The organism is Streptomyces cathayae (assembly GCF_029760955.1).
Classification (GTDB): domain Bacteria; phylum Actinomycetota; class Actinomycetes; order Streptomycetales; family Streptomycetaceae; genus Streptomyces; species Streptomyces cathayae.
On record NZ_CP121682.1, the window covers coordinates 3,430,542 to 3,454,663 of the forward strand.

The 24,122-nt window shown below is 71.8% G+C and carries 24 protein-coding genes and 1 pseudogene; 14 read left to right on the forward strand and 11 right to left on the reverse strand.

All coding sequences use genetic code 11. The annotated features are described in order from the left end of the window. Positions 1–74: 74 nt before the first annotated feature. Positions 75–1,481, forward strand: a complete 1,407-nt coding sequence (locus tag PYS65_RS15510; protein ID WP_279334543.1) for a condensation domain-containing protein — start codon at positions 75–77, stop codon at positions 1,479–1,481. A 96-nt stretch (positions 1,482–1,577) separates the two neighbouring features. On the opposite strand, the gene PYS65_RS15515 is transcribed toward PYS65_RS15510, so the two are convergent. Then, a complete protein-coding gene (locus PYS65_RS15515; RefSeq protein ID WP_279334544.1) occupies positions 1,578–2,192 on the reverse strand; it encodes a hypothetical protein in 615 nt (204 codons plus the stop codon). 472 nt (positions 2,193–2,664) lie between these two features. Between PYS65_RS15515 and hemL the strand changes: the two genes are divergently transcribed. From hemL to ccsB, 7 genes are all read left to right on the forward strand, one after another. Beyond that, positions 2,665–3,981 (forward strand): glutamate-1-semialdehyde 2,1-aminomutase, encoded by a 1,317-nt coding sequence (gene hemL / locus PYS65_RS15520; RefSeq protein WP_279334545.1) that lies wholly within the window; start codon positions 2,665–2,667, stop codon positions 3,979–3,981. 80 nt (positions 3,982–4,061) lie between these two features. Then, a complete protein-coding gene (locus PYS65_RS15525) occupies positions 4,062–4,712 on the forward strand; it encodes a histidine phosphatase family protein (RefSeq protein WP_279337960.1) in 651 nt (216 codons plus the stop codon). Between the two features lie 207 nt (positions 4,713–4,919). After that, positions 4,920–6,227, forward strand: coding sequence for a polysaccharide deacetylase family protein (locus PYS65_RS15530; protein ID WP_279337961.1), 1,308 nt, complete (start codon positions 4,920–4,922; stop codon positions 6,225–6,227). A gap of 90 nt (positions 6,228–6,317) precedes the next feature. Further along, the gene (locus tag PYS65_RS15535; RefSeq protein ID WP_279334546.1) at positions 6,318–6,947 is read left to right on the forward strand and encodes a TlpA family protein disulfide reductase; all 630 of its coding nucleotides are present in this window, start codon (positions 6,318–6,320) and stop codon (positions 6,945–6,947) included. A gap of 1 nt (position 6,948) precedes the next feature. Then, positions 6,949–7,743, forward strand: coding sequence for a cytochrome c biogenesis CcdA family protein (locus PYS65_RS15540; RefSeq protein ID WP_423836090.1), 795 nt, complete (start codon positions 6,949–6,951; stop codon positions 7,741–7,743). Positions 7,744–7,748: 5 nt separating this feature from the next. Next, on the forward strand, positions 7,749–9,536 hold the full coding sequence (gene resB, locus PYS65_RS15545) for a cytochrome c biogenesis protein ResB (protein ID WP_279334547.1): 1,788 nt from the start codon (positions 7,749–7,751) through the stop codon (positions 9,534–9,536). Then, a complete protein-coding gene (gene ccsB / locus PYS65_RS15550) occupies positions 9,533–10,681 on the forward strand; it encodes a c-type cytochrome biogenesis protein CcsB (protein WP_279334548.1) in 1,149 nt (382 codons plus the stop codon). The genes resB and ccsB overlap by 4 nt, the downstream gene beginning before the upstream one ends. A 106-nt stretch (positions 10,682–10,787) precedes the next feature. Here the strand turns inward: ccsB and PYS65_RS15555 are convergent, their stop codons facing one another. Then, entirely contained in the window at positions 10,788–11,333 is a 546-nt protein-coding gene (locus tag PYS65_RS15555; RefSeq protein ID WP_279334549.1) for a GNAT family N-acetyltransferase, read from the reverse strand. A 510-nt stretch (positions 11,334–11,843) separates the two neighbouring features. Here PYS65_RS15555 and PYS65_RS15560 point away from each other — a divergent pair. Together PYS65_RS15560 and PYS65_RS15565 are read left to right on the forward strand one after the other, a co-directional pair. Continuing rightward, the gene (locus PYS65_RS15560; protein WP_279334550.1) at positions 11,844–12,308 is read left to right on the forward strand and encodes a hypothetical protein; all 465 of its coding nucleotides are present in this window, start codon (positions 11,844–11,846) and stop codon (positions 12,306–12,308) included. After that, the gene (locus PYS65_RS15565) at positions 12,305–12,622 is read left to right on the forward strand and encodes a transcriptional regulator (protein ID WP_279334551.1); all 318 of its coding nucleotides are present in this window, start codon (positions 12,305–12,307) and stop codon (positions 12,620–12,622) included. The genes PYS65_RS15560 and PYS65_RS15565 overlap by 4 nt, the downstream gene beginning before the upstream one ends. Positions 12,623–12,728: 106 nt before the next feature. Here PYS65_RS15565 and PYS65_RS15570 read toward each other — a convergent pair whose 3' ends face one another. Further along, positions 12,729–13,394 carry a sigma-70 family RNA polymerase sigma factor gene (locus PYS65_RS15570; RefSeq protein WP_423836091.1) on the reverse strand — a complete coding sequence of 222 codons (666 nt, stop codon included), beginning with the start codon at positions 13,392–13,394 and terminating at the stop codon, positions 12,729–12,731. Between the two features lie 214 nt (positions 13,395–13,608). Then, positions 13,609–14,304 carry a hypothetical protein gene (locus tag PYS65_RS15575; protein WP_279334552.1) on the reverse strand — a complete coding sequence of 232 codons (696 nt, stop codon included), beginning with the start codon at positions 14,302–14,304 and terminating at the stop codon, positions 13,609–13,611. Between the two features lie 240 nt (positions 14,305–14,544). On the opposite strand from PYS65_RS15575, the gene PYS65_RS15580 reads away from it, so the two are divergent. Continuing rightward, positions 14,545–15,186, forward strand: coding sequence for a hypothetical protein (locus tag PYS65_RS15580; RefSeq protein ID WP_279334553.1), 642 nt, complete (start codon positions 14,545–14,547; stop codon positions 15,184–15,186). Positions 15,187–15,301: 115 nt separating this feature from the next. Here the strand turns inward: PYS65_RS15580 and PYS65_RS35205 are convergent. From PYS65_RS35205 to PYS65_RS15605, 6 genes and pseudogenes are all read right to left on the reverse strand, one after another. Next, positions 15,302–15,559, reverse strand: a pseudogene (locus PYS65_RS35205) (acyl-CoA dehydrogenase family protein); the annotation flags it as partial. Positions 15,560–15,687: 128 nt separating this feature from the next. Continuing rightward, positions 15,688–15,993, reverse strand: coding sequence for an acyl-CoA dehydrogenase family protein (locus PYS65_RS35210; RefSeq protein ID WP_423836092.1), 306 nt, complete (start codon positions 15,991–15,993; stop codon positions 15,688–15,690). A gap of 149 nt (positions 15,994–16,142) precedes the next feature. Then, positions 16,143–17,594: a sensor histidine kinase gene (locus tag PYS65_RS15590; RefSeq protein WP_279334554.1), complete on the reverse strand. Its 1,452-nt coding sequence runs from the start codon at positions 17,592–17,594 to the stop codon at positions 16,143–16,145. Then, positions 17,595–18,413, reverse strand: a complete 819-nt coding sequence (locus tag PYS65_RS15595; protein ID WP_279334555.1) for a response regulator transcription factor — start codon at positions 18,411–18,413, stop codon at positions 17,595–17,597. A 207-nt stretch (positions 18,414–18,620) separates the two neighbouring features. Next, entirely contained in the window at positions 18,621–19,313 is a 693-nt protein-coding gene (locus PYS65_RS15600; protein ID WP_423836159.1) for a CE1759 family FMN reductase, read from the reverse strand. Between the two features lie 14 nt (positions 19,314–19,327). Beyond that, entirely contained in the window at positions 19,328–20,413 is a 1,086-nt protein-coding gene (locus PYS65_RS15605; RefSeq protein WP_279334557.1) for an LLM class flavin-dependent oxidoreductase, read from the reverse strand. A gap of 105 nt (positions 20,414–20,518) precedes the next feature. On the opposite strand from PYS65_RS15605, the gene PYS65_RS15610 reads away from it, so the two are divergent. Together PYS65_RS15610 and PYS65_RS15615 are read left to right on the forward strand one after the other, a co-directional pair. Beyond that, a complete protein-coding gene (locus PYS65_RS15610) occupies positions 20,519–20,854 on the forward strand; it encodes a YnfA family protein (RefSeq protein ID WP_279334558.1) in 336 nt (111 codons plus the stop codon). Between the two features lie 95 nt (positions 20,855–20,949). Further along, the gene (locus PYS65_RS15615) at positions 20,950–21,726 is read left to right on the forward strand and encodes an SDR family NAD(P)-dependent oxidoreductase (protein WP_279334559.1); all 777 of its coding nucleotides are present in this window, start codon (positions 20,950–20,952) and stop codon (positions 21,724–21,726) included. Positions 21,727–21,762: 36 nt separating this feature from the next. Here the strand turns inward: PYS65_RS15615 and PYS65_RS15620 are convergent, their stop codons facing one another. After that, positions 21,763–22,956: an RtcB family protein gene (locus PYS65_RS15620; RefSeq protein ID WP_279334560.1), complete on the reverse strand. Its 1,194-nt coding sequence runs from the start codon at positions 22,954–22,956 to the stop codon at positions 21,763–21,765. Positions 22,957–23,171: 215 nt separating this feature from the next. Here PYS65_RS15620 and PYS65_RS15625 point away from each other — a divergent pair, with 215 nt between their 5' ends. After that, positions 23,172–24,080, forward strand: a complete 909-nt coding sequence (locus tag PYS65_RS15625) for a DUF3558 domain-containing protein (RefSeq protein ID WP_279334561.1) — start codon at positions 23,172–23,174, stop codon at positions 24,078–24,080. Positions 24,081–24,122: the final 42 nt, after the last annotated feature.

Sequence of the window (24,122 nt, forward strand, 5' to 3'; positions counted from 1 at the left end):
CACGCCGCGTATCAGTTCGTGGAGACGGCATTCCCCTGATCGGGTCTGTCTCACCTGCGAACGGAGACGCCCCCGTGCGAATGACCGACATCCAACGGTGCGGAATCCGGCCGGGACGGCTCGTCGAGTGGACACTCAGTCCAAGGACCCTGGACATCGCTGCCGTGCTGCCGGAGGACGTGCGGCCACCGGCATACATCCAGGAGTCCCACATCAGGACGGCCCGGTCCGTCCGTGACGACGGCCTGTTCGTGCCGACCTGGCTCGGCGCGGCCTTCGACATCCCGGGCCCGGTCGACCTCGACGTGCTGCAGGAGGCCCTGCGCGACTGGACGCTGCGGCACGAGACGTTGCGCAGCGGCTTCCGCTGGACCGGCGACGCGGGCGCCCCGATGCGCCGGTTCACGCTCGCGCCGGAGGAGGTGTCGCTGCACCGCGAGGACGTCGGCGACTTCCCGGACGCGACCCGGCTGGCCCGCCACCTCCAGGACCGCTTCGACACGACGGCGGACGCGCTGCGCTGGCCCAACCTCATCTACACGGCGGTCGTCCACGACGACGGCACCAGCGTGTACATGGCCTTCGACCACAGCAACGTCGACGCCTACTCCCTCTACCGCATCCCCGCCGAGATCCACGAGTTGTACGCGGCCGGCCTCACGGGCCGGGCCGTGGAACGTCCCCCGGTCGGCAGCTACGTCGACTTCTGCCAGGCCGAGCGGGCGGAGGCGGACCGGATCGACGGCACCCACGACATCGTCGGCCGCTGGCGGGAGTTCATCCAGCGGTGCGACGGGCGGCTGCCCTCCTTCCCCGTCGACCTCGGTCTGACGCCCGGTGGCGGGCTGCCCGAGCAGAGGCTCATGCGGGAGCCGCTCGTGGGCGCGGCCGACGCCGCCGGGTTCGAGGCGTACTGCCGTCCCCAGGGCGGCAGCCTGGTCGGCATCCTGGCCGCCACCGCGCTCATCGTCCACGAGATCGGCGGGGAGCCCGTCTACCGCACGGTCGTGCCGTTCCACACCCGGACCAGGTCCCGGTGGTCGCAGTCCGTGGGCTGGTACGTCGGCGGCGCGCCGATCGAGATCCCCGTGGAGCGGGCGACCGACTTCCCGAGCGCGCTGCGCACCGTGCGCGAGGCGCTGCACGCCAACCGGCGGCTGTCCCGGATGCCCATCGACCGGGTGCTGCGCCTGCTCGGCACGGACTTCCGTCCCACCTCCCCGGACCTGTACTCGATCGTCTCGTACACGGACTCCCGTGACATCCCCGGTTCCGACCGCTGGACCGACCTGAACGCGTACGGGCTGCTCAGGGTGTCGTACGGCGACCAGGTGTGCGCGTGGGTCACCCGGCTCCGGGAGGGCCTGTGGTTCGCGAGCCGCCACCCGGACACCGAGATGGCGCACAAGAACCTGCGGCTGTACGCGGAGCGGCTGCGGGACGTCGTCACGAGCGCCGCCCGGGAAAAGGGCCCTGCCTGAGCCGGGCCTCGGCGTGCCCCGGCCGCCCGAGGGCCCCCTCGGGACATGCGGAGGGCGGGGCCCGAAAGCCCCGCCCAAGCCGTAAGAAACCCCAGGTCAGGGCCAGACCAGGCAGTACGCCTGGTGTCCCGCCTCGTGCAGGCGGTGGCTGAAGTCCTGCCACTCGTGCAGCAGCCGGTAGACGTTGAAGGCGTCGTTGGGGCCGCCGCGGTCGGGGACCGTGGACCAGATGAAGGCCGCCGCGCCCACCGCCTCCTCGCCGATGCCGCGGAGCGGGTCGACGACCGTCATGGGGAGTTTCACGACCGCGTAGTCGGGGTGCAGGACGACCAGTTCCAGGGGTGGCACCTTGTGCAGGGGGACGCCTTCGATGCCGGTGAGGACCATGGCGGCCATCGTCTCCGGCTTGATCTTGGTGAACATGCCGCCCATGCCGAGCTCGTCGCCGCCGAGTTCCTCGGGCCGCATCGAGATCGGGACGCGGGCGGCGGTGGCGCCGTCCGGCGCGCCGAAATACTTGTAGGTCACCCCCACCCGACCACCATTCCTGCTTCCCGCGCTCGACGGGTCGATCGACTCGGCCTCGCCCGGAACACCGTGTGCCCGACGGGCCTTGTCCGCCTCTTCCGCCTCGCGCCGGTGCCTTCCCCGCCGGGAACGTCGAGGACCGAGGTCGTCAGTCCCCTCGCCCAGTCCGCCACCGCGATGCATATCTCCACCCGACTGCTTTTCTAGGCCGTGTGGCGCCGCCACGCAACCCGATCATCGTGTCAGTGACCTCCCCCACGGCCGCTCGCCGAAACGTGCGGTGGTGCATCTGCCCGGGGGACCTTCCCAGCGTCCGGCTGCTCGGGGCCGGGTGAGCTGTGTCTACTCGGACGCCAGTTTCGCAGATCACGGGCGATCCGGGGCCGGGTGTCCCCGCAGGTGGCTGGATACCCGAGCCCGTGACCGGCCGCGTGAGGCAACCGTACGAAACAGGCGTACGAAATGGTTGTACGAACGGGCGGGGTGGATCACTCAGCCGACGGGCCCGCCGCCGACCCGGCCGACGGTCGCCCGGACCCGCCCGGACCCGCTTCGCGCCCCGGCCTCCGGCCCCCCGCTCCCGCCTGGCCTACCCTGAACAGGTCACTCGCACCCCGAGTCCGAGATGTCGGAGAGGTCGGAGAAGTCGCAGGTCATGAGCGAACTGCCATACCCATACGAAGCCCAAGCCTCGCAGGCGCTGTTCGACCGTGCCGCGGCCGTCACCCCCGGTGGCGTGAACTCGCCGGTGCGCGCCTTCCGCGCCGTCGGCGGCACGCCCCGGTTCATGGTGTCCGGCACCGGCCCGTACCTGACCGACGCCGACGGACGGGAGTACGTCGACCTGGTCTGCTCCTGGGGGCCGATGATCCTCGGGCACGCGCACCCCGAGGTGGTCGCCGCCGTGCAGGAGGCCGTCACGCGCGGAACCTCCTTCGGCACGCCCGGTGAGGGCGAGGTCGCGCTCGCCGAGGAGATGGTCGCCCGGGTCGAGCCGCTGGAGCAGGTCCGGCTGGTGTCCAGCGGCACCGAGGCCACCATGTCGGCGATCCGGCTCGCCCGCGGCTTCACGCGGCGCGCCAAGGTGATCAAGTTCGCCGGGTGCTACCACGGCCACGTCGACGCGCTGCTGGCCGCCGCGGGGTCGGGCCTCGCCACGTTCGCGCTGCCGGACACCCCCGGCGTCACGGGGGCGCAGGCCGGCGACACGATCGTCCTGCCGTACAACGACCTCGACGCCGTGCACGCGGCCTTCGCCGCGCACCCCGGTGAGATCGCCTGTGTGATCACCGAGGCGTCCCCGGGCAACATGGGCGTCGTACCGCCGCTGCCCGGCTTCAACCAGGGCCTCAAGGACGCCTGCGCCGCCGACGGCGCGCTGTACATCTCCGACGAGGTGATGACCGGGTTCCGCACCAGCCGCGCCGGGTGGTACGGCGTCGACGGTGTGCGGCCCGACCTGATGACCTTCGGCAAGGTGATGGGCGGCGGCTTCCCGGCCGCGGCCTTCGGCGGGCGGGCCGACGTCATGGCGCACCTCGCCCCCGCCGGGCCCGTCTACCAGGCCGGCACCCTCTCCGGGAACCCCGTCGCCACCGCCGCCGGGCTCGCCCAGCTCCGGCTGCTCGACGACGCCGCCTACGCCACGGTCGACGCCGTCTCCGCGCGGATCCAGTCCCTGGTCACCGAGGCGCTGACCAAGGAGGGCGTGGCGCACACGCTGCAGAACGCCTCCAACATGTTCTCGGTGTTCTTCACCGACCGGCCGGTGCGCACCTACGAGGACGCCAAGGCGCAGGAGTCCTTCCGCTACACCGCCTTCTTCCACTCCCTCCTCGCGCACGGCGTCCACCTGCCGCCCTCGTCCTTCGAGGCCTGGTTCGTGTCCACCGCGCACGACGACCGGGCCGTCCAGCGGATCGCCGACGCCCTCCCGGCGGCGGCCCGAGCGGCGGCGGAGGCGACGGCGTGAGCACGGAGAACGCGAACACGGAGAACGCGAACGCAGAGAACGCGAGCACGGGGAAGAAGAACGACCTCACCGTCGTCCACCTGCTGCGGCACGGCGAGGTCGCCAACCCGGACGGCGTCCTCTACGGCCGGCTCCCCGGCTACCAGCTCTCCGAGCTGGGCCGGCGGATGGCCGAACGGGTCGGCGAGCACCTCGCCTCCCGGGACGTCGTCCATGTCGGCGCCTCCCCGCTGGAGCGGGCGCAGGAGACGGCCCAGCCGATCGCCAAGGCGCACGGCCTGGACATCGCCACCGACGAGCGGCTGATCGAGGCCGACAACGTCTTCCAGGGCAAGACCTTCGGCGTCGGCGACGGCGCGCTGCGCCGGCCGGAGAACTGGAAGCACCTCGTCAACCCGTTCAAGCCGTCCTGGGGCGAGCCGTACATCGAGCAGGTCGTCCGCATGATGGGCGCGCTGGACGCGGCCAAGGACGCGGCGCGCGGTCACGAGGCGGTGCTGGTCAGCCATCAGCTGCCGATCTGGATCGTGCGGTCCTACGTCGAGAAGCGGCGGCTGTGGCACGACCCGCGCAAGCGGCAGTGCACGCTGGCCTCGCTGACCACCTTCACCTACCGGGGGGACAGGATCGTCTCCGTCGGCTACAGCGAGCCGGCCCGCGATCTCGTCCCCGCCCATCTCCTCGCCGGCGCCAAGCCGGTGAAGGGGAAGGGGAAGGCCTTCGGGGCCTAGGGACCAGGAGGACCCGGGCTCCGAGCCCCGGGGCCCCAGGGCCCCGGGCAGGGCAGGCGTCCCGGCGGCCCCATGACACCCCCGTGACGATCGTTGCCAAACCTCCGCACCACGCGGGAACCCCCGTTCGCGTCACGTCCTCTGAAGGAGTGACCACCAGAGGACGTGACGAACGGGGATGCCATGCGCACTCTCACCCGCAGGGGAATGATCGGGCTCGGCGCGGGGGCCGCCGCGGCGGTGTCGCTGGCCGGCTGCGGCGGCGCCACCGGCCCGAGCGGCACGAGCCGTGCCGAGGGTTCCGGCGGGAGCGGCGAGGGAGGCGACGGCGGCCGCACCGGCACCCCCGAGCCGACGAGGACCGTCCGGCCGATCGGTGACGGCTCCACCGCCTTCACCGGCAAGCAGCCCCATCAGCCTGCCAGGCCGGTGCCGCTGGAGCCGGGGCAGACCCCGCCGCAGTTCGTCGTCTTCTCCTGGGACGGGGCCGGCGAGGTCGGCAACGGGCTCTTCCCGCGCTTCCTGGACCTCGCCAAGGAGCACGAGGCGCACATGACGTTCTTCCTCTCCGGGCTGTATCTGCTGCCCGAGTCGAAGAAGCGGCTGTACGAGCCGCCGAACAACCCGCGCGGCGCCTCCGACATCGGCTACCTCACCGACGACCACATCAAGGACACGCTGAAGAACGTCCGCCGCGCCTGGCTCGAGGGCCATGAGATCGGCACCCACTTCAACGGCCACTTCTGCGCCGGCTCCGGCAGCGTCGGCAACTGGACGCCGCAGCAGTGGCGCAGCGAGACAGAGCAGGCGAAGAAGTTCGTGAAGGAGTGGCGGACCAACTCCGGCTGGACCGACCTGCCGCCGCTGCCGTTCGACTACGACAAGGAACTCGTCGGCGGCCGTACGCCCTGTCTGCTCGGCCAGGACAACCTGCTGACCACCGCCCGCGAGCTCGGCTGGCGCTACGACTCCTCCTCGCCCGGCGGCCGTCAGGTCTGGCCGTCGAAGCGGAACGGCATCTGGGACCTCCCGCTGCAGCAGATACCTTTTCCCGGGCGTTCCTTCGAGGTCCTGTCGATGGACTACAACATCCTCGCCAACCAGTCCGTCAACTCCACCAACGCGCCCGCCCACCACCACCCGGGCTGGCGCAAGCAGGCGACCCAGGCGTACATATCGGGCTTCGAGCGGGCATACGAGACGAACCGGGCCCCCTTCTTCGTCGGCAACCACTTCGAGCAGTGGAACGGCGGCATCTACATGGACGCGGTGGAGGAGTCCCTCAAGCACATCGCGCGGGCGAAGGAGAAGGGCGGCGACGTACGTATCGTCTCCTTCCGCCAGTTCACCGACTGGCTGGACGTCCAGCGGCCCGAGGTGCTGGAGCGGCTGCGCACCCTGGACGTCGGGCAGGAACCGGTCGGCGGCTGGCCGGCCTTCCTGAAGGACGCCGGCGACGCCGCCGGGACCGGAGAACCGAGCGGCACCGGGACGGGGGACCCGAGCGGCGCCTGACGAGGCATCCGCGCCGGGCCGATATGCGGGTTTCCGTCCGCAAGGGGGGGGTGGGCAAGATCCCCAGAACGGGCATGCGAAACTTTTCACATGAGTGCCGCCAGCCGTGCCCCCCAGCGCGCGAATCGCGCCACCCGCGTCCACCGCCGTGCCGTCCTGACCGTCGGCACCGCAGTGACCGCCCTGCTGGTCTCCGCGTGCGGTTCCGGCGGAACCTCGGGCGGGGGTGGCAACACCAACTTCGTCACCAGCAACGAAGGCATCTCCACCGTCGCCAGGGGTGAGCGCGCCACCGCGCCCGACCTGTCCGGCGAGACGCTCGAGGGCGAGCCCCTCGACGTCGCCGACTTCCAGGGCAAGGTCGTCGTCCTCAACGTCTGGGGCTCCTGGTGCAACCCGTGCCGCGCGGAGGCCAAGCACTTCGCCAAGGTGTCCGAGGACTACGCCGACCAGGGCGTGCAGTTCGTCGGCATCAACACCCGCGACAGCAGTGCCGGCTCGGCGCTCGCCTTCGAGAAGGACTTCGGCATCACCTACCCGAGCCTGTACGACCCCACGGGCAAGCTGATGCTCCGCTTCGAGAAGGGCACCCTCAACCCGCAGGCGATCCCCTCCACCCTGATCCTGGACCGCGAGGGGAAGATCGCGGCCCGCTCGCTGACCGCGCTCAGCGAGGAGCGGCTGCTGAAGATGCTCGAGCCGGTCGTCGCGGAGAAGTGACGTGACCCCCCTCACCGCGCTCGCCGCCGGGACCGCCTCCCTCGCCGCCGACCCCGCCTACAACGGCACGGTACTCAACGGCGCCCTGCTGGTGGCGCTGCCCATCGCCCTGCTCGGCGGGCTCGTCTCCTTCTTCTCGCCCTGCGTCCTGCCGCTGGTCCCCGGCTACCTCTCCTACGTCACCGGCGTGTCCGGCACCGATCTGGCCGAGGCCCGGCGCGGCCGGATGGTCACCGGCGCCTCGCTGTTCGTCCTCGGCTTCACCGTCGTGTTCGTCTCCGGCGGCGCCTTCTTCGGCTACTTCGGCCAGACGCTGCAGGAACAGTCCGGCATCCTGACCAAGGTGCTCGGCGTCCTCATGATCCTCATGGGCGTCTTCTTCATGGGGATGATGCCCTGGCTCACCCAGCGCGAGTTCCGCTTCCACAAGCGGCCGGCGGCCGGCCTGGCCGGCGCGCCCGTCCTCGGCGCCCTGTTCGGCATCGGCTGGACGCCCTGCATCGGCCCCACCCTCGCCTCCGTACTGACGCTCTCCGCGCAACAGGAGAGCGCCGGACGCGGGGCCGTGCTGACCGTCGCGTACTGTCTGGGGCTGGGTCTGCCCTTCGTCCTCGCGGCCGTCGCCTTCCGCAAGGCGCTCGGCGCCTTCGGCTGGGTCAAGCGGCACTACGTCTGGGTCATGCGGATCGGCGGCACGATGATGATCCTGACCGGGGTGCTGCTGCTCACCGGCGTGTGGGACAGCCTCGTGACGCAGATGCAGACCTGGTCCAACGGCTTCACTGTGGGGATCTGACCTCGATGAGTACGACTTCCGGAACCGGGTCCGAAGCAACCCCGGCGGGGCCCGAAGAGTCCGCGGCCGGTTCCGGCACCGGCGACCAGGAGCTGGGTGCCGCCGGTTCCCAGCTGTCCACCGCGCCCACGGAGGAGCCGCCGAACCTGCCCGCCCTGGGCGTCATCGGCTGGGCCCGCTGGTTCTGGCGGCAGCTCACGTCCATGCGGGTCGCGCTGCTGCTGCTGCTCCTGCTGTCGCTCGCCGCGATCCCCGGCTCGCTCATCCCGCAGACCGGCATCGACAGAACCCGGGTCGACGACTTCCGCGAGCAGCACGACGTCCTCGCACCGATCTACGACACGCTCGGCCTGTTCAACGTCTACAGCTCGGTGTGGTTCTCGGCGATCTACATCCTGCTGTTCGTCTCCCTCATCGGCTGCATCGTGCCCCGCACCTGGCAGTTCGTCGGCCAGCTGCGCGGCCGTCCGCCGGGCGCCCCGCGGCGGCTGACCCGGCTGCCCGCCTACACCACCTGGCGCACCGAGGCCGAGCCCGAGCAGGTCCGTGAGGCCGCCCTGGCCCTGCTGCGGAAGCGCCGCTTCCGCGCCCACCGGGCCGGGGACGCCGTCGCCGCCGAGAAGGGCTATCTGCGGGAGGTCGGCAACCTCACCTTCCACATCGCCCTGATCGTGATGCTGATCGCCTTCGCCTGGGGCCAGCTGTTCAAGTCCGAGGGCAACAAGCTGATCGTCGAGGGCCAGGGCTTCGCCAACACGCTCTCGCAGTACGACGACTTCAAGTCCGGCAACCTCTTCGACGTCGCCGACCTGGAGCCGTTCAGCTTCACCGTGAAGTCCTTCACCGGCACGTACGAGCCCTCCGGCCCCAACAAGGGCACCCCGCGCACCTACGAGACCGAGCTGGTCCACAGCGAGGGCGCCTACGGCAAGGAGAAGACGACCAAGGTCGAGGTGAACAAGCCGCTGAAGGTCGGCGACGCCAAGGTCTACCTCGTCAGCCACGGCTACGCGCCCGTCGTCACCGTCCGCGACGGCGAGGGCAAGGTCGTCTTCAAGGACGCCGTGCCGCTGCTGCCGCTCGACGCGAACGTCACCTCCTCCGGTGTGGTCAAGGTCCTCGACGGCTACCGCAACCCCGAGGGCGAGAAGGAGCAGCTCGGCTTCAACGCCTTCTTCGTGCCCACCTTCGGCGGCTCGGCCGTCGGCACGATGCTCTCCCAGTTCCCGGCACTGGACTACCCGGTGCTCGCACTCTCCGCCTACCACGGCGACCTGAAGGCCGACGCCGGCATTCCGCAGAGCGTCTACCAGATGGACAAGACGAAGATGAAGGAGTTCAAGGACTCCGAGGGCGAGCTGTTCAAGAAGCTGCTGATGCCCGGCGAGACCATGACCCTCCCGGACGGTGCCGGCTCGGTCACCTTCGAGAAGGAGATCAAGGAGTGGGCCGGCTTCCAGATCGTCCAGGAGCCGGGCGGCGGCTGGGCCCTCGCCGGTTCCCTCTTCGCGATCGGTGGCCTCGCCTGCTCCCTGTTCATCCAGCGGCGCCGCGTGTGGGTGCGGGCGGTCGAGGGCCCCGACGGCGTCACCGTCGTCGAGATGGCCGGGCTCGGCCGCAGCGAGTCCGCCAAGGTGCCCGAGGAACTCGGCGACCTGGCCGGAATCCTCTACGACCAGGCTCCCGGCGTCCCCGACGCCGATGACGCCGACGCCGATGACGCCGCCCCCGCAGCATCCGTCGATTCCCCCGACCCCCAAGCCGCATCTGCCGAAGGGGCTGAGAAGCCTTGACTCTCGCCGCCGCAACCGATCTGGCCACCGCCACGAGCCTGGCCGCCGCGAACAACGAGAACCTCGCGGAGATCAGCAATGTGCTGATCTACTCCGCGATGGCTGTCTACACCCTGGCCTTCCTGGCGTACATCGCCGAATGGATCTTCGGCAGCCGCAGCAAGGTCGCCCGCACCGCCGCCGCGCTCACCCCCCGGGCGCAGGCGGCCGGGAAGGGCCCCGCCGTCACCGTCGACACGGCGGGCGGCACCGCCGTGCTGGAGCGGCCGAAGGTCGTCGTACGGGCCGGGGCCGGCACCCGTGACGTGCCCGACGGGCCCGGGGCGCACGGCGGGGACGAGCAGGGCGACCTCTTCGGGCGGATCGCCGTCTCCTTCACGGTGCTCGCCTTCCTGGTCCAGTTCGGTGGTGTGCTCACCCGGGCGCTGTCCGTGCAGCGGGCGCCCTGGGGCAACATGTACGAGTTCAACATCACCTTCACCACCACCGCCGTCGGCGTGTACCTCCTGCTGCTGGTGCTGAAGAAGAACGTGCGCTGGCTCGGGCTGTTCCTGACCACGACCGTGCTGCTCGACCTCGGTGTCGCCATCACCGTCCTGTACACCGAGAGCGACCAGCTGGTCCCCGCGCTCGACTCGTACTGGATGTACATCCACGTCTCCACCGCGATCCTGTGCGGCGCGGTCTTCTACGTCGGCGCGGTCGGCACGATCCTGTACCTGTTCAAGGACTCCTACGAGGGCAAGCTCGCGCGCGGCGGCAAGCCCGGCTCCTTCGCCACCTCCGTCATGGAGCGGCTGCCCGCCTCCGCCTCGCTCGACAAGTTCGCCTACCGCGTCAACGCGGCCGTCTTCCCGCTGTGGACGTTCACGATCATCGCGGGCGCCATCTGGGCGGGCGACGCCTGGGGCCGCTACTGGGGCTGGGACCCCAAGGAGACCTGGTCCTTCATCACCTGGGTCGCCTACGCCGGCTACCTGCACGCCCGCGCCACCGCCGGCTGGAAGGGCCGCAAGGCCGCCTACCTGGCGCTGGCCGCCTTCTGCTGCTGGCTGTTCAACTACTACGGCGTGAACATCTTCGTCTCCGGCAAGCACTCCTACGCCGACGTCGGCCTGGGCGTCCTGCACTCCATCGGGTTCTGAACGCCGTCGGCTTCTGAACGACCCCGGCGCACCGCCCGCGAAGGCCGGTCGCCGTGACCCGGTCTCCGATCCCGGGTCGCGGCGACCGGCCTTCGTCATCACCGCATCACCCCGACACGGGCTCCGGGTCCGTCGCCAGGCGGGCGTGGAGTTCCACGTCGTGGCGGACACCGTCGTATGCGAGCTTCTGCCGTTGCCGTCCTTCCACCGCGAAGCCGGCGGCGCGCGCCACTGCGCACGAGGCGGGATTGTTCACCCGGTGCCCGAGCTCCAGCCGGAAGAGTTCCGCGTCGTCGAAGGCCCAGCGGGCCACAGCACGGCAGGCACGGGAAGCCGTGCCCCGGCCACGAGCCGTCGCCGTCGTCCAGGAGGAGACCCATCCGGTGGCATGACGCCGGTCCACCGGGCCGGCACACACCTGGCCGAGCACGAGGCCACCGCCGTCGACGACGGCGAAGGAAAAGGCGGAGCCCGCGGCCCACTGCTCATCACGGGCCGTCGTCCACCGCTCGGCGGCCCGGACGGAGTCGACCGGCTCGCCGGACTGGCCGCGCATGAGCGGATCCGCGAACGCGGTCGTCACCGCCCGGACGTCCTCGGCCCTCCATCTCCGCAGCACCAGGCCGGAGGAGGCATCCACACGATCGCGCACGACGCGAGTCTTCCTCGGCGTTCCTCGCCTGTCACGTCGGTTTCCCCGACCGCCCGGGGCACCGAGAGGTCGTGTCCCGCCATGTGGTGTGGGGCCTTTGCGGCCCCTGCGCTGCGGGACCGGAGGGGGGGGTGCCGTGCGGAAAACCGTGAGCAGTCGGCGGGCAGGTGTCACTCAAGCGCTCAGATGAGCGGCATCAGGACAGTGGTGGCCGAAGTGCTCACGGCTTCGGGACGGTGTGTCCTCCCCGGGGCATGGAGGCGTGTCCCGGCATCGCCCACGTCGAGCCCGCCGGCAGCGCGACCGACCTCCGGCCCGCGACGCCGCCTTCAGACCCCTTGCACCACCCGGAGGGACACCGCCCGGGGCACCCGACGTGACAGCGCCACAGAACGTGCAGCGCCACAGAAGGGGAGCGGAAACCGGGAAACGACGTCGCCCCCCGACCCTTGACTTTCCCAGCGGGAAAGTGAGACTCTCACTTTCCTACTAGGAAAGTGAGGTGTTGCCATGGACGACATCGCTCCGGAGCAGGCGCGCACCGCCCTCGACGCAGCCGACCGCGCTCGACGCCAAGTGGCCGGGGAAGTCGGCCTGCCCCGCGGCTACTGGTGGGCGATGGCGGCCGGCTGGATCCTGCTGGGCGTGCTCAGCAGCGTGGCGCCACCGTGGCCGGCCGGGATCGCGACCCTGTGCTTCGGCATGGGGCACGCAGTGCTCGCGTCACGTCTGCTCGACGGACGCCGGCGCACGGATCGGCTGCGGGTGAGCGCCGCGGTCGCCGGCCGTCGCATCCCGCTGGTCGTGGTCGGCATGCTGCTCGGGCTCGTCGGGGTCACCGTCCTCGCGGCGCTCGCGCTCGACGCCGACGGCTCCGGTCATGCCGGCATCTGGGCGGCGGTGCTGGTCGCGGCTGTCGTCGGGTTCGGTGGGCCGGACATCCTGCGTGTTCTGCGTCGTTGGGTACGGGCGTGACGAAAGCACGTTTCGACGAGCTGATCCATCCCAGCACCCGTCTGTCTCTGGTGGCGACACTGGCGGCGGCCGACTGGGCCGAGTTCGCCTTCCTCAAGGACCGGTTGGGACTGTCCGACTCCGCGCTGTCCAAGCAGCTCACGACGCTCGAGGAAGCCGGGTACGTCACCACGGAACGCCGCCTCAGCGGCAGCCGCCGGAAGGTACGCGCCCGGCTCACCGGCGCCGGCCGGGATGCCTTCGACGGCCACATCGCGGCGCTGCGGGACATCATCGCCGACGCCGCGACATCGTCCGAAAGCCCTCCGGTGTGAAGCCGCCTCCGCCGCCCCCGAGGACCGGTCCGGCCGGTTGTCCTGCCTCCGGGGCACAGGGAGAGGGCCGGGCCCCGGGGCGGTGGCCGCTCCGGGGCCCGGTGCGTCAGGCTGCCGCGCTCAGCGGTTCGGCCCGGTCGGCGTCGTGCAGGGACCGGATCAGTGCGGAGCGGGCCCGGGCGACGCGGGAGCGGACCGTACCGACCGGGCAGTCGCCGAGTTCGGCCGCCTCCGCGTAGGGCAGGCCGAGGAGTTGGGTGAGGACGAACGCCTCACGGCGTTCCGCGGGCAGCGCGTCCAGCAGTTCGGTGAGCGCGATGCCGTCGTCGAAGCCGGGCAGACCGCGCTCCTGGGCGCCCTCGGCGGCGGCCTGCCAGTCGTCGGTGTCGAGGAGACGGGGGCGGGCGGAGGCGTGCCGGTAGCTGTCGATCACCGCGCGTCGGGCGATGGACAGCAGCCAGGTGCGGGCGGAGGAACGCCCCTCGAAACGGTGCAGGCTGCCGAGGGCCCGCAGGAAGGTGTCCTGGGCGAGGTCGTCGGCGGCCTGGGGATCGGCGCTGAGGTAGGTGACGAAGTGGCGGACGTCTCGGTGCAGGGCGCGGACGAGGTTCTCCACGGCCTCCGGGTCGCCGGCGCGGGCGGCGAGTGCCCAGGTCGTGGTCGACTCGTCGAGGGCCGTCCTCTCGTCACGTGTTCTCGCGGTGTGCGGCGTCGTGTCGGATGCGACAGGTGATGCGGCAGACGATGCGGCAGACAGGGCAGGACTGGTCACCTGATGTCCTTCTCGGGAGTCCGGAGGTCCGGCACGGGAACCCGGCGAGCAGAGCGGAGATCCGGCGTGCGGACCGGCCGCGCACGGCGCGCGGCGGATCCGGTGGTGGGGTGGGGGGCGGACCTACGCACAGCGCGCACGGCGGCGTACGTCCGTTGCCCGAGCCGCCGTCCGGGCGCGGGGCGCCCTGGGCGGTGTCGGGGAACCGGCTGTCTCAGACGACAGCGGTCCCCGCCGGCGGGCCCCGAGGAGTGATCGCGTACACGAGGAACAGCCGCTGCGGCCGGTGGGCCGTGCGGCGGTGGCGGGGGGTGACGCGCGGGCGGCGCGGTGGTGCGGCGGGAGCGAGCGGCAGCCGCAGCGGTGCGGCCAGCCATCCGGCGACGGCCCGCAGGATGCGGAAGGCCGCGCGTTCGCCGTACGCGAGCCACAGGCCGCTCAGGAGTGCGGCCAGCAGGTGGGCGGCGAGCATGCCCGCGGAGGACAGGGACGTCCCGTCCATGGTGTGGCCCACCATGTGGCCCGTCTCCGTCATGGAGTCCATCGCGCCCATGGGGCCCGTCGGCTCCGCGACGGAGCTTCCGTGACCCCTGTGGGGCACATGGAGCATGGAGTGCGTGGCGGCCGTCGTGCCGTCCGTGGTGGACGTCGTCGCGCGTTCCTGCGCGTACGAGAACCACAGGTGGAGTGCCGCCTGCGCGGCCGTCACGACGGAGGGGACGAGGACGAGCCCGCGCTCCCGGTCGGCCAGACACCACGCCGCGCCGCCGGTCACCGCCGCTCCGGCGGCGAGGGACCACCACGGCACTCCGGTGCCCGACATCAGGACGTGCCCCAGGGCGGCGAGCAGCACGCAGACGGCCGCGAACACCGCGGCCCGTGTCGTGCGGAAGCACCACCCGGCAGTCATGGCGGCTCATCCTCGCATTCCGGCCTCGCTGTCACGCGGGGGTACGGAAACTTCCCCGGCCCGGCACTCAGCACTCCTCAGGTGATTCACCTCACACCAACAGGCGTGAATCCGCGAGGAGTTGAGCCCGACTTCTGTCCCCGGAGGTGCGTCTGTGACAACGGATCGGACGGGGCGGGCCGGACGGGGCGGGACCCGTCGGGGGACCGACGGGGCGGCGGGCCGCGGCTGCGGGCCCGCGTGGACGGCGTACCCGGCATGGTGCCGTTGCTGGCCGCCGCGGACCCGGAGGCGGCCCGGTCCCCTCTGCGTCGGCACCTCGAACTGTGCCTGGGCGAGCGCCCGTTCCACTGGTCGTGGCGGTACGCACCGGGTGCCGGCCGGCTCGCCGACACTGATCCGCCGCCGGGCTGGAGCCGGGATCCGGCGTGGCTGCTGCTCGCACTCACCGAGGCCGCGTGCCTGCCGGGCGGCGACGAATTCGCCGGACACGTGGCCTCGTTGGTGCCGGAGCACCTCGTGCCGCCCGCCGACACCGCTCGCCCCGACGGCCCTCGGGACACCTCTGCCGCCGCCGTCACCGCCTCGGCACTGCTCCTGCTGGGCCACCGGGACCGGGCCGTCGCCGTCCTCGAAGAGCTCGTCGGCGGGCAGCTGACCGCCGACGGGCGGCTCCTGGACGGCTGTTACGACCTGGCGGCCGGAACAGCCGTCCGGCACGAGCCGATCTGGGGCACCTTCTTCCTGGCGTACGCCCTCGCGGAGCTCGTCGGCCCGCCGGCTGCCGAAACCGTCCAACCGGCGGTCGGCACCGGCCAGACGGCCACCGGTACCAGCCGACCAGCGGTCGACACCGGCCAGACGGCCGCCGATACCGGTTGAGGCCGTCTGTCGTCCGTGCGCAGCACGCGGCGCACCACCGACGTGATGTGCAGTGCGTCGGGCCGTCGAGGATGCGGGCCGCGCGACCGGTGCGGAAGAGGGCGGGCAGGTCGGTGTCCGGGCCGAGGCCCGCCGCACCGTGGACCTGGATCGCCGCGCCGGCCACCTGCTGGAGCGTGCGCGTGGCCGCGACCTCGGCCAGGCCCACCTCCACAGGGGCGTCGTCGCCCGCGTCCAGCAGGGCCACGGCCTCGTGGACGAGCGGCCGGGTGGTCCGCAGGGCGAGCAGCGACTCGAAGACGTGCCGCTGGACGAGTCGCAGGTCGCCGAGCGGGCCGCGGGAGCGGGTGCGGGCGGCGGCCCGGTCCCGCATGAGCTCGAAGGCACGGCCCGCCTGGCCGAGTCAGCGCAGGCTGCGCAGGGTGCGGCCGAGCTGGAGGCGTTCGGCGGCGCCGGCGAGAGCCTTCCCGCGTGCGCCGATCAGGTGGCCGGCGTCCACCGCTACGCCGTCGAGGGCGATCTCCGCCTGCCCCGCCGCACCGAGCACGGGCAGCTCGCGGACCACCCGGAAACCGGGGCGGCGGTGGGGACCAGCAGCAGGGACAGGCCGTCCCGGTCCGGAGCCTCGCCGTCCGTGCGGACGAGGACCGTGACGAGGTCGGCGTCGGCGGCCCCACTGACGAACCACTTGCGTCCGGTCAGCGCCACCCGCTGACCGGACGCTGTCTCCAGGTCGACGTCGCACACGGCCTCGGCCCTGCCGTGCCGGCACACCACGTCGGACATCCGGACGTCCAGTCCTCCCATCCCACCTCCCTGCCGTCCCCCAGCAGTCGGACGGGGGAGGCGGTCGGTTCCCGCGCATCGCGCGGAATCCGGCCGGGGAGCCGTGGCCGTCGAGGCCGTGGTCGGGCCCGTCGTCACCGGGGCGGCGGGGCGGCGGCCCCGCTCACCCGTCAGGGGCCCGGTTCCGTGTCGTGGTGGGTCAGGGGGACGCCGCCCACCGTGAAGCCGATCACCGTGCCGCCGCCGGCCCGGCGTACCGCGTACGGTGCGCCCCCGTGGGCCAGGGCCACCTCGCGCACGATGGACAGGCCGAGGCCCGAACCGGGCAGGGAGCGGGCGTCGGCGGCGCGGTAGAAGCGGTCGAAGACGCGGATCAGGTCGGCGGCCGCGATACCGGGCCCCCGGTCGCGGACCTCCACCCGCACCGTGCCCGGTCGCGCGGGTCCCGCGACGGTGATGTCGATGGGCGCCGTGCCGCCCCGGTCGAACTTGACCGCGTTCTCGACCAGGTTGGACACCGCCCGGGTGAGCATCCCGGGCCGTCCGTCGGTCGTGGTGTCGCCGCTCCTATGGACGACGATCTCCCGTCCGTTGCGGCGCCGGGCCAGTTCCGCCACGTCGTGGGCGATGTCGGCGAGGTCGACGCGCCGCGGCGGCTCGGTGTCGGACTGGCCGGCCGCCAGCTCGACGAGTTCGTTGACCAGGTCGGTCAGCTCACGGGCCTCCTGGGAGAGGTCGGCGACGAGTTCCTCACGGGTGTCCGGCGGGAGTTCGTCGATGCGCCGCAGCAGGGAGATGTTGGTCCGCAACGAGGTGAGCGGGGTGCGCAGTTCGTGCCCCGCGTCCTGGACGAGCCGGCGCTGGTCGTCCTCGGACTGGGCGAGCCGGCCCAGCATCCGGTCGAAGGCGCGGCCGAGCCGGCCCACCTCGTCCCGGCCGGCCACGGGCACCTGGATGTCGAGCCTGCGGGTGCGGGCGACGTCCTCGGCGGCGTCGGTGAGGACGACCAGGCGGCGGGTGATGCGCCGGGCCAGCCACCAGCCGAAGAGACCGGCCCCGACCACCACCGCCGCCATCAGGACGAGGGTGCGCCGCTGGAGGGTCCGCAACAGGTCCTCGGTGTCGCTGAACTCCTGCGCGATCTGGACCGCGCCCCGGCCCTCGCCCAGCGCGACGGTCGCGACGCGGTAGATGTCGTCGCCGACGTCGACGTCCGCGTGCTCGACCACCCGCCCGGCCGTGGCGGCCCCCGCGACCGCGCGGTCGGCGTCGACCACCGGCAGCCCCGGATCACCCGGGTCGACGATCCGGCCGTCCGGCCCCAGCACCTGGACGTCCGTCCGGGCGGGCCGCACCAGGTCGTGGCCGGGGGCGTCGGAGGAGAAGTCGAGCGGTGACATCCGGTTCGACCTGACCTCGCCGCGCAGGTCCTCCACGACCTCGTCGAACACGCTCTGCTGGTCCACCCGGACCAGTCGCGCGGCGGCGCTGTACGACAGGATGCCGACCAGGACGGTGACCGTGGCCGTCACGGCGGCGAACGCCACCGTGAACCTGGTGCCCAGCGACAGCAGCGGCAGCCGGCACCGCCGGGCCCGTGACGCGGGCCGGTCCGGCGCCACTCAGTCCTCCCGCAGCACGTAACCCACCCCGCGCACCGTGTGGATCAGCTGCGGTGCGCCGGGCTCGTCGAGTTTGCGGCGCAGGTAGCCGACGTAGACGGCGAGGTTCTTGGAGCCGGGGCCGAAGTCGTAGCCCCAGATACGGTCGTAGATGGTGGAGTGGTCGAGGACGATGCCCGCGTTGCGGATCAGCAGCTCCAGCAGTTCGAACTCGGTGCGGGTCAGCTCCAGTTCGCGCCGTCCGCGCCAGGCCCGGCGTGCCTGCGGGTCCATGCGCACCCCGGCCGCGGCGAGGTGCCGCCCCAAAGCGGCGTTCGGGGTCTCCCCCGGCTTCCCCTGGTCCCTCGGCTCCCGCGTCTCCCGCGTCGTCCGGGAGTCCGGCTGCTCCTGCGCCGTCGGCGTCCCGTCGGGCGCGGAGGCAGATGCCGGGGCCGGGGCTGCCCGGCGGAGCAGGGCTCGCAGCCGGGCGAAGACCTCCTCGACGTCGAACGGCTTGACGACGTAGTCGTCGGCGCCCGCGTCCAGCCCGGCGATCCGGTCGGCGGTCTCCACCAGTGCCGTCAGCATCAGCACGGGGGTGCGGTCTCCCTCGGCGCGCAGCGCCCGGCAGACCTGGAGGCCGTCGATGCCGGGCATCATCACGTCCAGCAGCAGGACGTCGGGCCGGCTGCGACGGGTCTGTGCCAGCGCCTCGACGCCGTCGGCGACCGCCGTGACCCGGTAGCCCTCCAGGGTCAGGGCGCGCTCCAGGGCGTTGCGGATGGCCCGGTCGTCTTCGGCGAGCAGCACGGTGGGGGTGCGGGGCGCGGTAGGGGACACGGTGCCAGTGTGCCAAGCACCTCCGTCCGGCGGACGGAGCAGTGACCGAAGAGGTGCCTTCTCACCCTGCTCTCACCCCGCCGTGGTCCGGTCGCGGGTGTCCCTTCCCGCGACCGGACCCTCGCGAACGACCGGACCCGGTCGTCTCACCCGGCGGCCGCTGTCCATGGAAGACCGCCGGGAGTCGTGGGGGCTGTGGAGGGCCCCTCAGCCTGCCGACCGCAGCGCGGCCAGCTGCTCCTCGAACGGCACCACGTTGCGCGCGTCGAACTTGTCGTCGACGGCACCCCCGCGTGTGACACGGATCGCGTCACCGCCCGCCGCGCCGCCGTTGCCGTTGACCGTCCCGTTGCCGTTGACCGTCCCGTGGCCGGCGGCCGGCAGGGCGCCCGCCAGGGCGGCCAGCTCACCCGCCGCCCGGTCGATCCGGGCGTCCAGGCCCTTGTCCCCCCAGTCCTGGGACGCGGCGTACACCCCGGTGGGGACGACGACCGCGCGCAGGTGGGCGAAGAGGGGCCGCAGGGAGTGCTCCAGCACCAGCGAGTGCCGGGGCGTGCCCCCGGTCGCGGCGATCAGCACCGGCTTGCCGGCCAGGGCCTCCCGGTCCCGTGCGCCGAGCACGTCGAAGAACGACTTGAACAGCCCGCTGTACGACGCCGAGAACACCGGGGTGACCACGATCACCCCGTCCGCCCCGGTCACCGCGTCCATCGCCGCGGCGAGCGCCGGAGCCGGGAAACCGCTGGTGAAGTTGTGCGCGATGTCCACCGCGAGGTCCCGCAGTTCGATCACCGGTACCTCGGACGGAGCCTGCCCGGTGGCCGCGGCGGCCAGCCGCTCCCCGAGCAGGCGGGTGGACGACGGCACGCTCAGCCCGGCCGACACCACGACGATGTTCACGGCGTTCACGGCGTTCATGCCTTGCTCACTTCCCGGCCGGCCAGCCGCGAGGAGTGCGTCGGCGCGGCCGGCACGTCGGCCGGGCGGTCCTTGGCGAACTCCTTGCGCAGCACCGGCACCACTTCCTCGCCGAGCAGGTCGAGCTGCTCGAGCACGGTCTTCAGCGGCAGTCCCGCGTGGTCCATGAGGAACAGCTGGCGCTGGTAGTCACCCGCGTAGTCGCGGAAGGACAGCGTCTTCTCGATGACCTGCTGCGGGGAGCCCACGGTCAGCGGGGTCTGCGCGGTGAACTCCTCCAACGAGGGCCCGTGCCCGTAGACGGGGGCGACGTCGAAGTACGGACGGAACTCGCGCACGGCGTCCTGCGAGTTCTTCCGCATGAACACCTGACCGCCGAGGCCGACGATCGCCTGCTCGGCCGTGCCGTGCCCGTAGTGCGCGTACCGGGTCCGGTAGAGCTCGATCATCCGCTTGGTGTGGTCGGCCGGCCAGAAGATGTTGTTGTGGAAGAAGCCGTCACCGTAGTAGGCGGCCTGCTCGGCGATCTCGGGCGAGCGGATCGACCCGTGCCAGACGAACGGCGGCACCTCGTCCAGCGGGCGGGGCGTGGAGGTGAAGCCCTGCAGCGGGGTGCGGAACTTGCCCTCCCAGTTGACGACGTCCTCGCGCCACAGCCGGTGCAGCAGGGCGTAGTTCTCGATGGCGAGGTTGATGCCCTGGCGGATGTCCTGGCCGAACCAGGGGTAGACCGGTCCGGTGTTGCCGCGCCCCATCATCACGTCCATCCGGCCGTCGGCCAGGTGCTGGAGCATGGCGAAGTCCTCGGCGATCTTCACCGGGTCGTTGGTGGTGATGAGGGTGGTGGAGGTGGAGAGGATCAGCCGCTCCGTGCGCGCGGCGATGTAGCCGAGCATGGTCGTCGGCGAGGACGGGACGAACGGCGGGTTGTGGTGCTCGCCGGTCGCGAACACGTCCAGGCCCACCTCCTCGGCCTTCAGCGCGATGGCGACCATGGCCTTGATCCGCTCGCGCTCGGTGGGGGTACGCCCCGTCGTGGGGTCGGGCGTGACGTCGCCGACGCTGAAGATCCCGAACTGCATGGCCGTTCACCCTCCAAATTGGTTTACGGTTCAACTATACCGGCTCAACCACTCCCCCTCCCCCCTTATTCCGGTATCCCGCATCCGGTCTGCGAAGCTGCCCCCATGCTCATCGCCCGCTCCGCCGCCCTGTTCGCCCTCGCCGCGATCCTGGAGATCGGGGGCGCCTGGCTGGTCTGGCAGGGCGTGCGGGAACAACGCGGCTGGATGTGGGCGACCGGCGGCGTCCTCGCCCTCGGCGCGTACGGGTTCGTCGCCACCTTCCAGCCCGACGCGCACTTCGGCCGCGTGCTCGCCGCGTACGGGGGCATCTTCGTCGCCGGATCGATCCTGTGGGGCGCGCTCGCGGACGGCTACCGCCCGGACCGCTGGGACATCACCGGCGCCCTGATCTGCCTGGCCGGAATGGCCGTGATCATGTGGGCGCCGCGCAGCGGCTGACCGCGCGCCCGGACGGCTCCGGACACTCCCCGGCGGCCCGCATATGCTGGCCCGGCACGGCACCGTCCGCACGGATCCACCCGGAGGAGCACCCCATGGCCACCGCCGCACCGCCCGCAGCGTCTCGTATCGCCGTCGTCACCGGCGCGAGCAGCGGTATCGGCGCCGCCACGGCCCGCGGGCTCGCCGAGGCCGGTTACCGCGTCGTCCTCACCGCCCGCCGCAAGGACCGTATCGAGGCGCTCGCCGAGGAGATCAACGCGGCCGGCCACGCGGCCACCGCGTACCCGCTCGACGTCACCGACCGCGCGGCCGTCGACGAGTTCGCCACCGCGTTCAAGACCATCGGCGTCCTGGTCAACAACGCGGGCGGCGCGCTGGGCGCCGACCCGGTCGCGACCGGCGACCCGGACGACTGGCGCCGGATGTACGAGACCAACGTCATCGGCACCCTCCACCTCACCCAGGCCCTGCTGCCCCGGCTGGAGGCGAGCGGCGACGGCACGGTCGTCGTCGTCTCCTCGACGGCCGGCCACGCCACCTACGAGGGCGGCGCGGGCTACGTCGCCGCCAAGCACGCCCAGCACGTCCTGGCCGAGACCCTCCGCCTGGAGATCGTCGGCCGGCCCGTGCGCGTCGTCGAGATCGCGCCGGGCATGGTGAAGACCGAGGAGTTCGCCCTCACCCGCTTCGACGGCGACACGGAGAAGGCCGCCCGGGTGTACGAGGGCGTCGCCGAGCCGCTCACCGCGGACGACGTCGCCGACACCATCACCTGGGCGGTGACCCGCCCGAGCCATGTCAACATCGACCTGCTGGTCGTGCGCCCCCGGGCCCAGGCGTCGAACACCAAGGTCCACCGGGAGCCGTGACGGCCGCGACGCGCGGGCCGGTCAGCCCTTCACCCGTCAGCCCTTCACACAGACGACCTGCTTCAGCTTCGCCACGACCTCCACGAGGTCCCGCTGCTGGTCGATGACCTGCTCGATCGGCTTGTACGCGCCCGGGATCTCGTCCACGACACCGGAGTCCTTGCGGCACTCCACGCCCCGTGTCTGCTCCTCCAGGTCCTTCGTCGAGAAGCGCCGCTTCGCCGCGTTGCGGCTCATGCGCCGGCCGGCGCCGTGCGACGCCGAGTTGAACGAATCGGCGTTCCCGAGGCCCTTGACGATGTACGAGCCCGTGCCCATGGAGCCCGGGATGATCCCGAACTCGCCGGAGCCCGCGCGGATCGCCCCCTTGCGGGTGACGAGCAGGTCCATGCCGTCGTAGCGCTCCTCGGCCACGTAGTTGTGGTGCGCGCTGATCTCCGCCTCGAAGGCCGGCTTCGCCTTCTTGAACTCCTTGCGGATCACGTCCTTCAGCAACGCCATCATGATCGAACGGTTTCGCTTCGCGTACTCCTGCGCCCAGAACAGGTCGTTCCGGTAGGCCGCCATCTGCGGGGTGTCCGCCACGAAGACGGCAAGGTCACGGTCGACCAGGCCCTGGTTGTGCGGGAGCTTCTGCGCCACCCCGATGTGGTGCTCGGCCAGTTCCTTGCCGATGTTCCGGGAACCGGAGTGCAGCATCAGCCAGACCGCACCGGTCGTGTCCGTGCAGACCTCGACGAAGTGGTTGCCCGAGCCAAGCGTTCCCATCTGCTTCGTGGCCCGCTCCTGACGGAACCTGACCGCTTCCGCCACGCCGTCGAAGCGCCCCCAGAAGTCGTCCCAGCCGCCGGTCGTGAAGCCGTGCAGCCGGGCCGGGTCCACGGGGGAATCGTGCATCCCGCGCCCGACCGGGATCATCTGCTCGATCCTCGAGCGCAGCCGGGACAGGTCGCCCGGCAGGTCGTCGGCCGTCAGGGACGTCCGCACCGCCGACATGCCGCAGCCGATGTCGACCCCGACCGCCGCAGGACACACCGCGCCCCGCATCGCGATGACCGAGCCGACCGTCGCGCCCTTCCCGTAGTGCACGTCCGGCATCACGGCGAGGCCCTTGATCCAGGGCAGGGTCGCCACGTTCCGCAACTGCTGGAGGGCGCCCTCCTCCACCGTCGCCGGGTCCGTCCACAGACGGATCGGCACCTTCGCACCCGGTATCTCCACGTACGACATATCGCCCTCATTCCCCCGAAAAACAGCATAAGCGCAAAAGAGCAAAAGCCGTCGTTCAGGTCGACGAAGCGGACTTCGGACCGGCGTTCACGGCAGTGCGTGCGATACACATTGTCTGCCGGGGGTGCCCCCGTGCGGCAAGCGATTAACCAGCGGGGACACTGAGAGACCCGGCGGGCTGCGGCCCGCACCCGCCCGTCGAGAGGAGCCCGGCCGTGCAGCGGAGGGCCTACGTACCCGGCGTCGCCGCGCTCCTCGCGGCCCTGCTGGCCGGATGCACCGGAAGTTCGGGCAGCGGAAGCCAGTCGGACAACTCCAACCCGGGCAGCGCCGGTACGGCCTCCCCGGTGGCCCAGCCGGGCAGATACGCCACGCTCCCCGAGCCCTGCGGCGCGATCGGCCCCAAGACGCTCGACGAACTCCTGCCCGGCATCAGGGAGATGGCCGATCAGGCGCAGCGCGAGAAGGCGTACGCGGGCGAGCCGGCCCTCACGTACGACACCGACCGCAAGGTGGGCTGCCGTTGGAAGGTGGAGTCGTCCCAGGCCACCGGTCGCCTGGTGATCGACCTCGAGCGGGTCGTCTCCTACGACAACGCCGTCAGCGACGACAACCAGGCCCAGCAACTCTTCGCGACGAAGCAGGAGGCGGCCGACCTCCCGGAACCGACGACCACGGAGTCCGGTTCCGCTTCCCCGGACACCTCCCCCTCACCGGGTTCCTCCGACTCCCCCGACCCCACCGGCTCTTCCGACCCCACTGGTTCTTCCGGCTCTTCCGGTTCTTCTGGTTCCTCCGCACCGTCCGACGCCGCGTCCTCGGCTTCCGGCTCACCGTCCGACGGCGGCTCCTCCCCCGCGTCGCCGTCCACCTCGCCCTCCGGCCTCCAGCCCCGCGTCCTGGAGGAGTTCGGCGACGAGGCCTTCATCGACGACGAGCTGAGCAGCTCCGGTTCGACCGCGGAGCAGCGCACGGTGACTGTGGCGTTTCGCACGTCCAACGTGATCGTGACGATCGAGTACACGGAGCAGCCGGCGACCGTCGGTGCCGTCCCGGACAGCAAGGAAATGCAGGACAGGGCAAGGAAACTGGCGTCCCTGCTGGCCGATTCGCTGAGCGGCTGAGCCCCGCTCGCACTTCCTCCACCGCCCTGCGCGAAACGCCCG

Excerpts from the sequence above, each read along its gene's own strand:
- PYS65_RS15610 (WP_279334558.1), top strand. The coding sequence starts at position 20,519 with ATGCTCATCGCCCGCTCCGCCGCCCTGTTCGCCCTCGCCGCGATCCTG.
- PYS65_RS15560 (WP_279334550.1), top strand. The coding sequence starts at position 11,844 with ATGGACGACATCGCTCCGGAGCAGGCGCGCACCGCCCTCGACGCAGCC.
- PYS65_RS35210 (WP_423836092.1), bottom strand. The coding sequence starts at position 15,993 with ATGGGAGGACTGGACGTCCGGATGTCCGACGTGGTGTGCCGGCACGGC.
- PYS65_RS15535 (WP_279334546.1), top strand. The coding sequence starts at position 6,318 with ATGAGTGCCGCCAGCCGTGCCCCCCAGCGCGCGAATCGCGCCACCCGC.
- PYS65_RS15620 (WP_279334560.1), bottom strand. The coding sequence starts at position 22,956 with ATGTCGTACGTGGAGATACCGGGTGCGAAGGTGCCGATCCGTCTGTGG.
- PYS65_RS15615 (WP_279334559.1), top strand. The coding sequence starts at position 20,950 with ATGGCCACCGCCGCACCGCCCGCAGCGTCTCGTATCGCCGTCGTCACC.
- PYS65_RS15605 (WP_279334557.1), bottom strand. The coding sequence starts at position 20,413 with ATGCAGTTCGGGATCTTCAGCGTCGGCGACGTCACGCCCGACCCCACG.
- hemL (WP_279334545.1), top strand. The coding sequence starts at position 2,665 with ATGAGCGAACTGCCATACCCATACGAAGCCCAAGCCTCGCAGGCGCTG.
- resB (WP_279334547.1), top strand. The coding sequence starts at position 7,749 with ATGAGTACGACTTCCGGAACCGGGTCCGAAGCAACCCCGGCGGGGCCC.
- PYS65_RS15575 (WP_279334552.1), bottom strand. The coding sequence starts at position 14,304 with ATGACTGCCGGGTGGTGCTTCCGCACGACACGGGCCGCGGTGTTCGCG.
- PYS65_RS15530 (WP_279337961.1), top strand. The coding sequence starts at position 4,920 with ATGATCGGGCTCGGCGCGGGGGCCGCCGCGGCGGTGTCGCTGGCCGGC.
- PYS65_RS15515 (WP_279334544.1), bottom strand. The coding sequence starts at position 2,192 with ATGCATCGCGGTGGCGGACTGGGCGAGGGGACTGACGACCTCGGTCCT.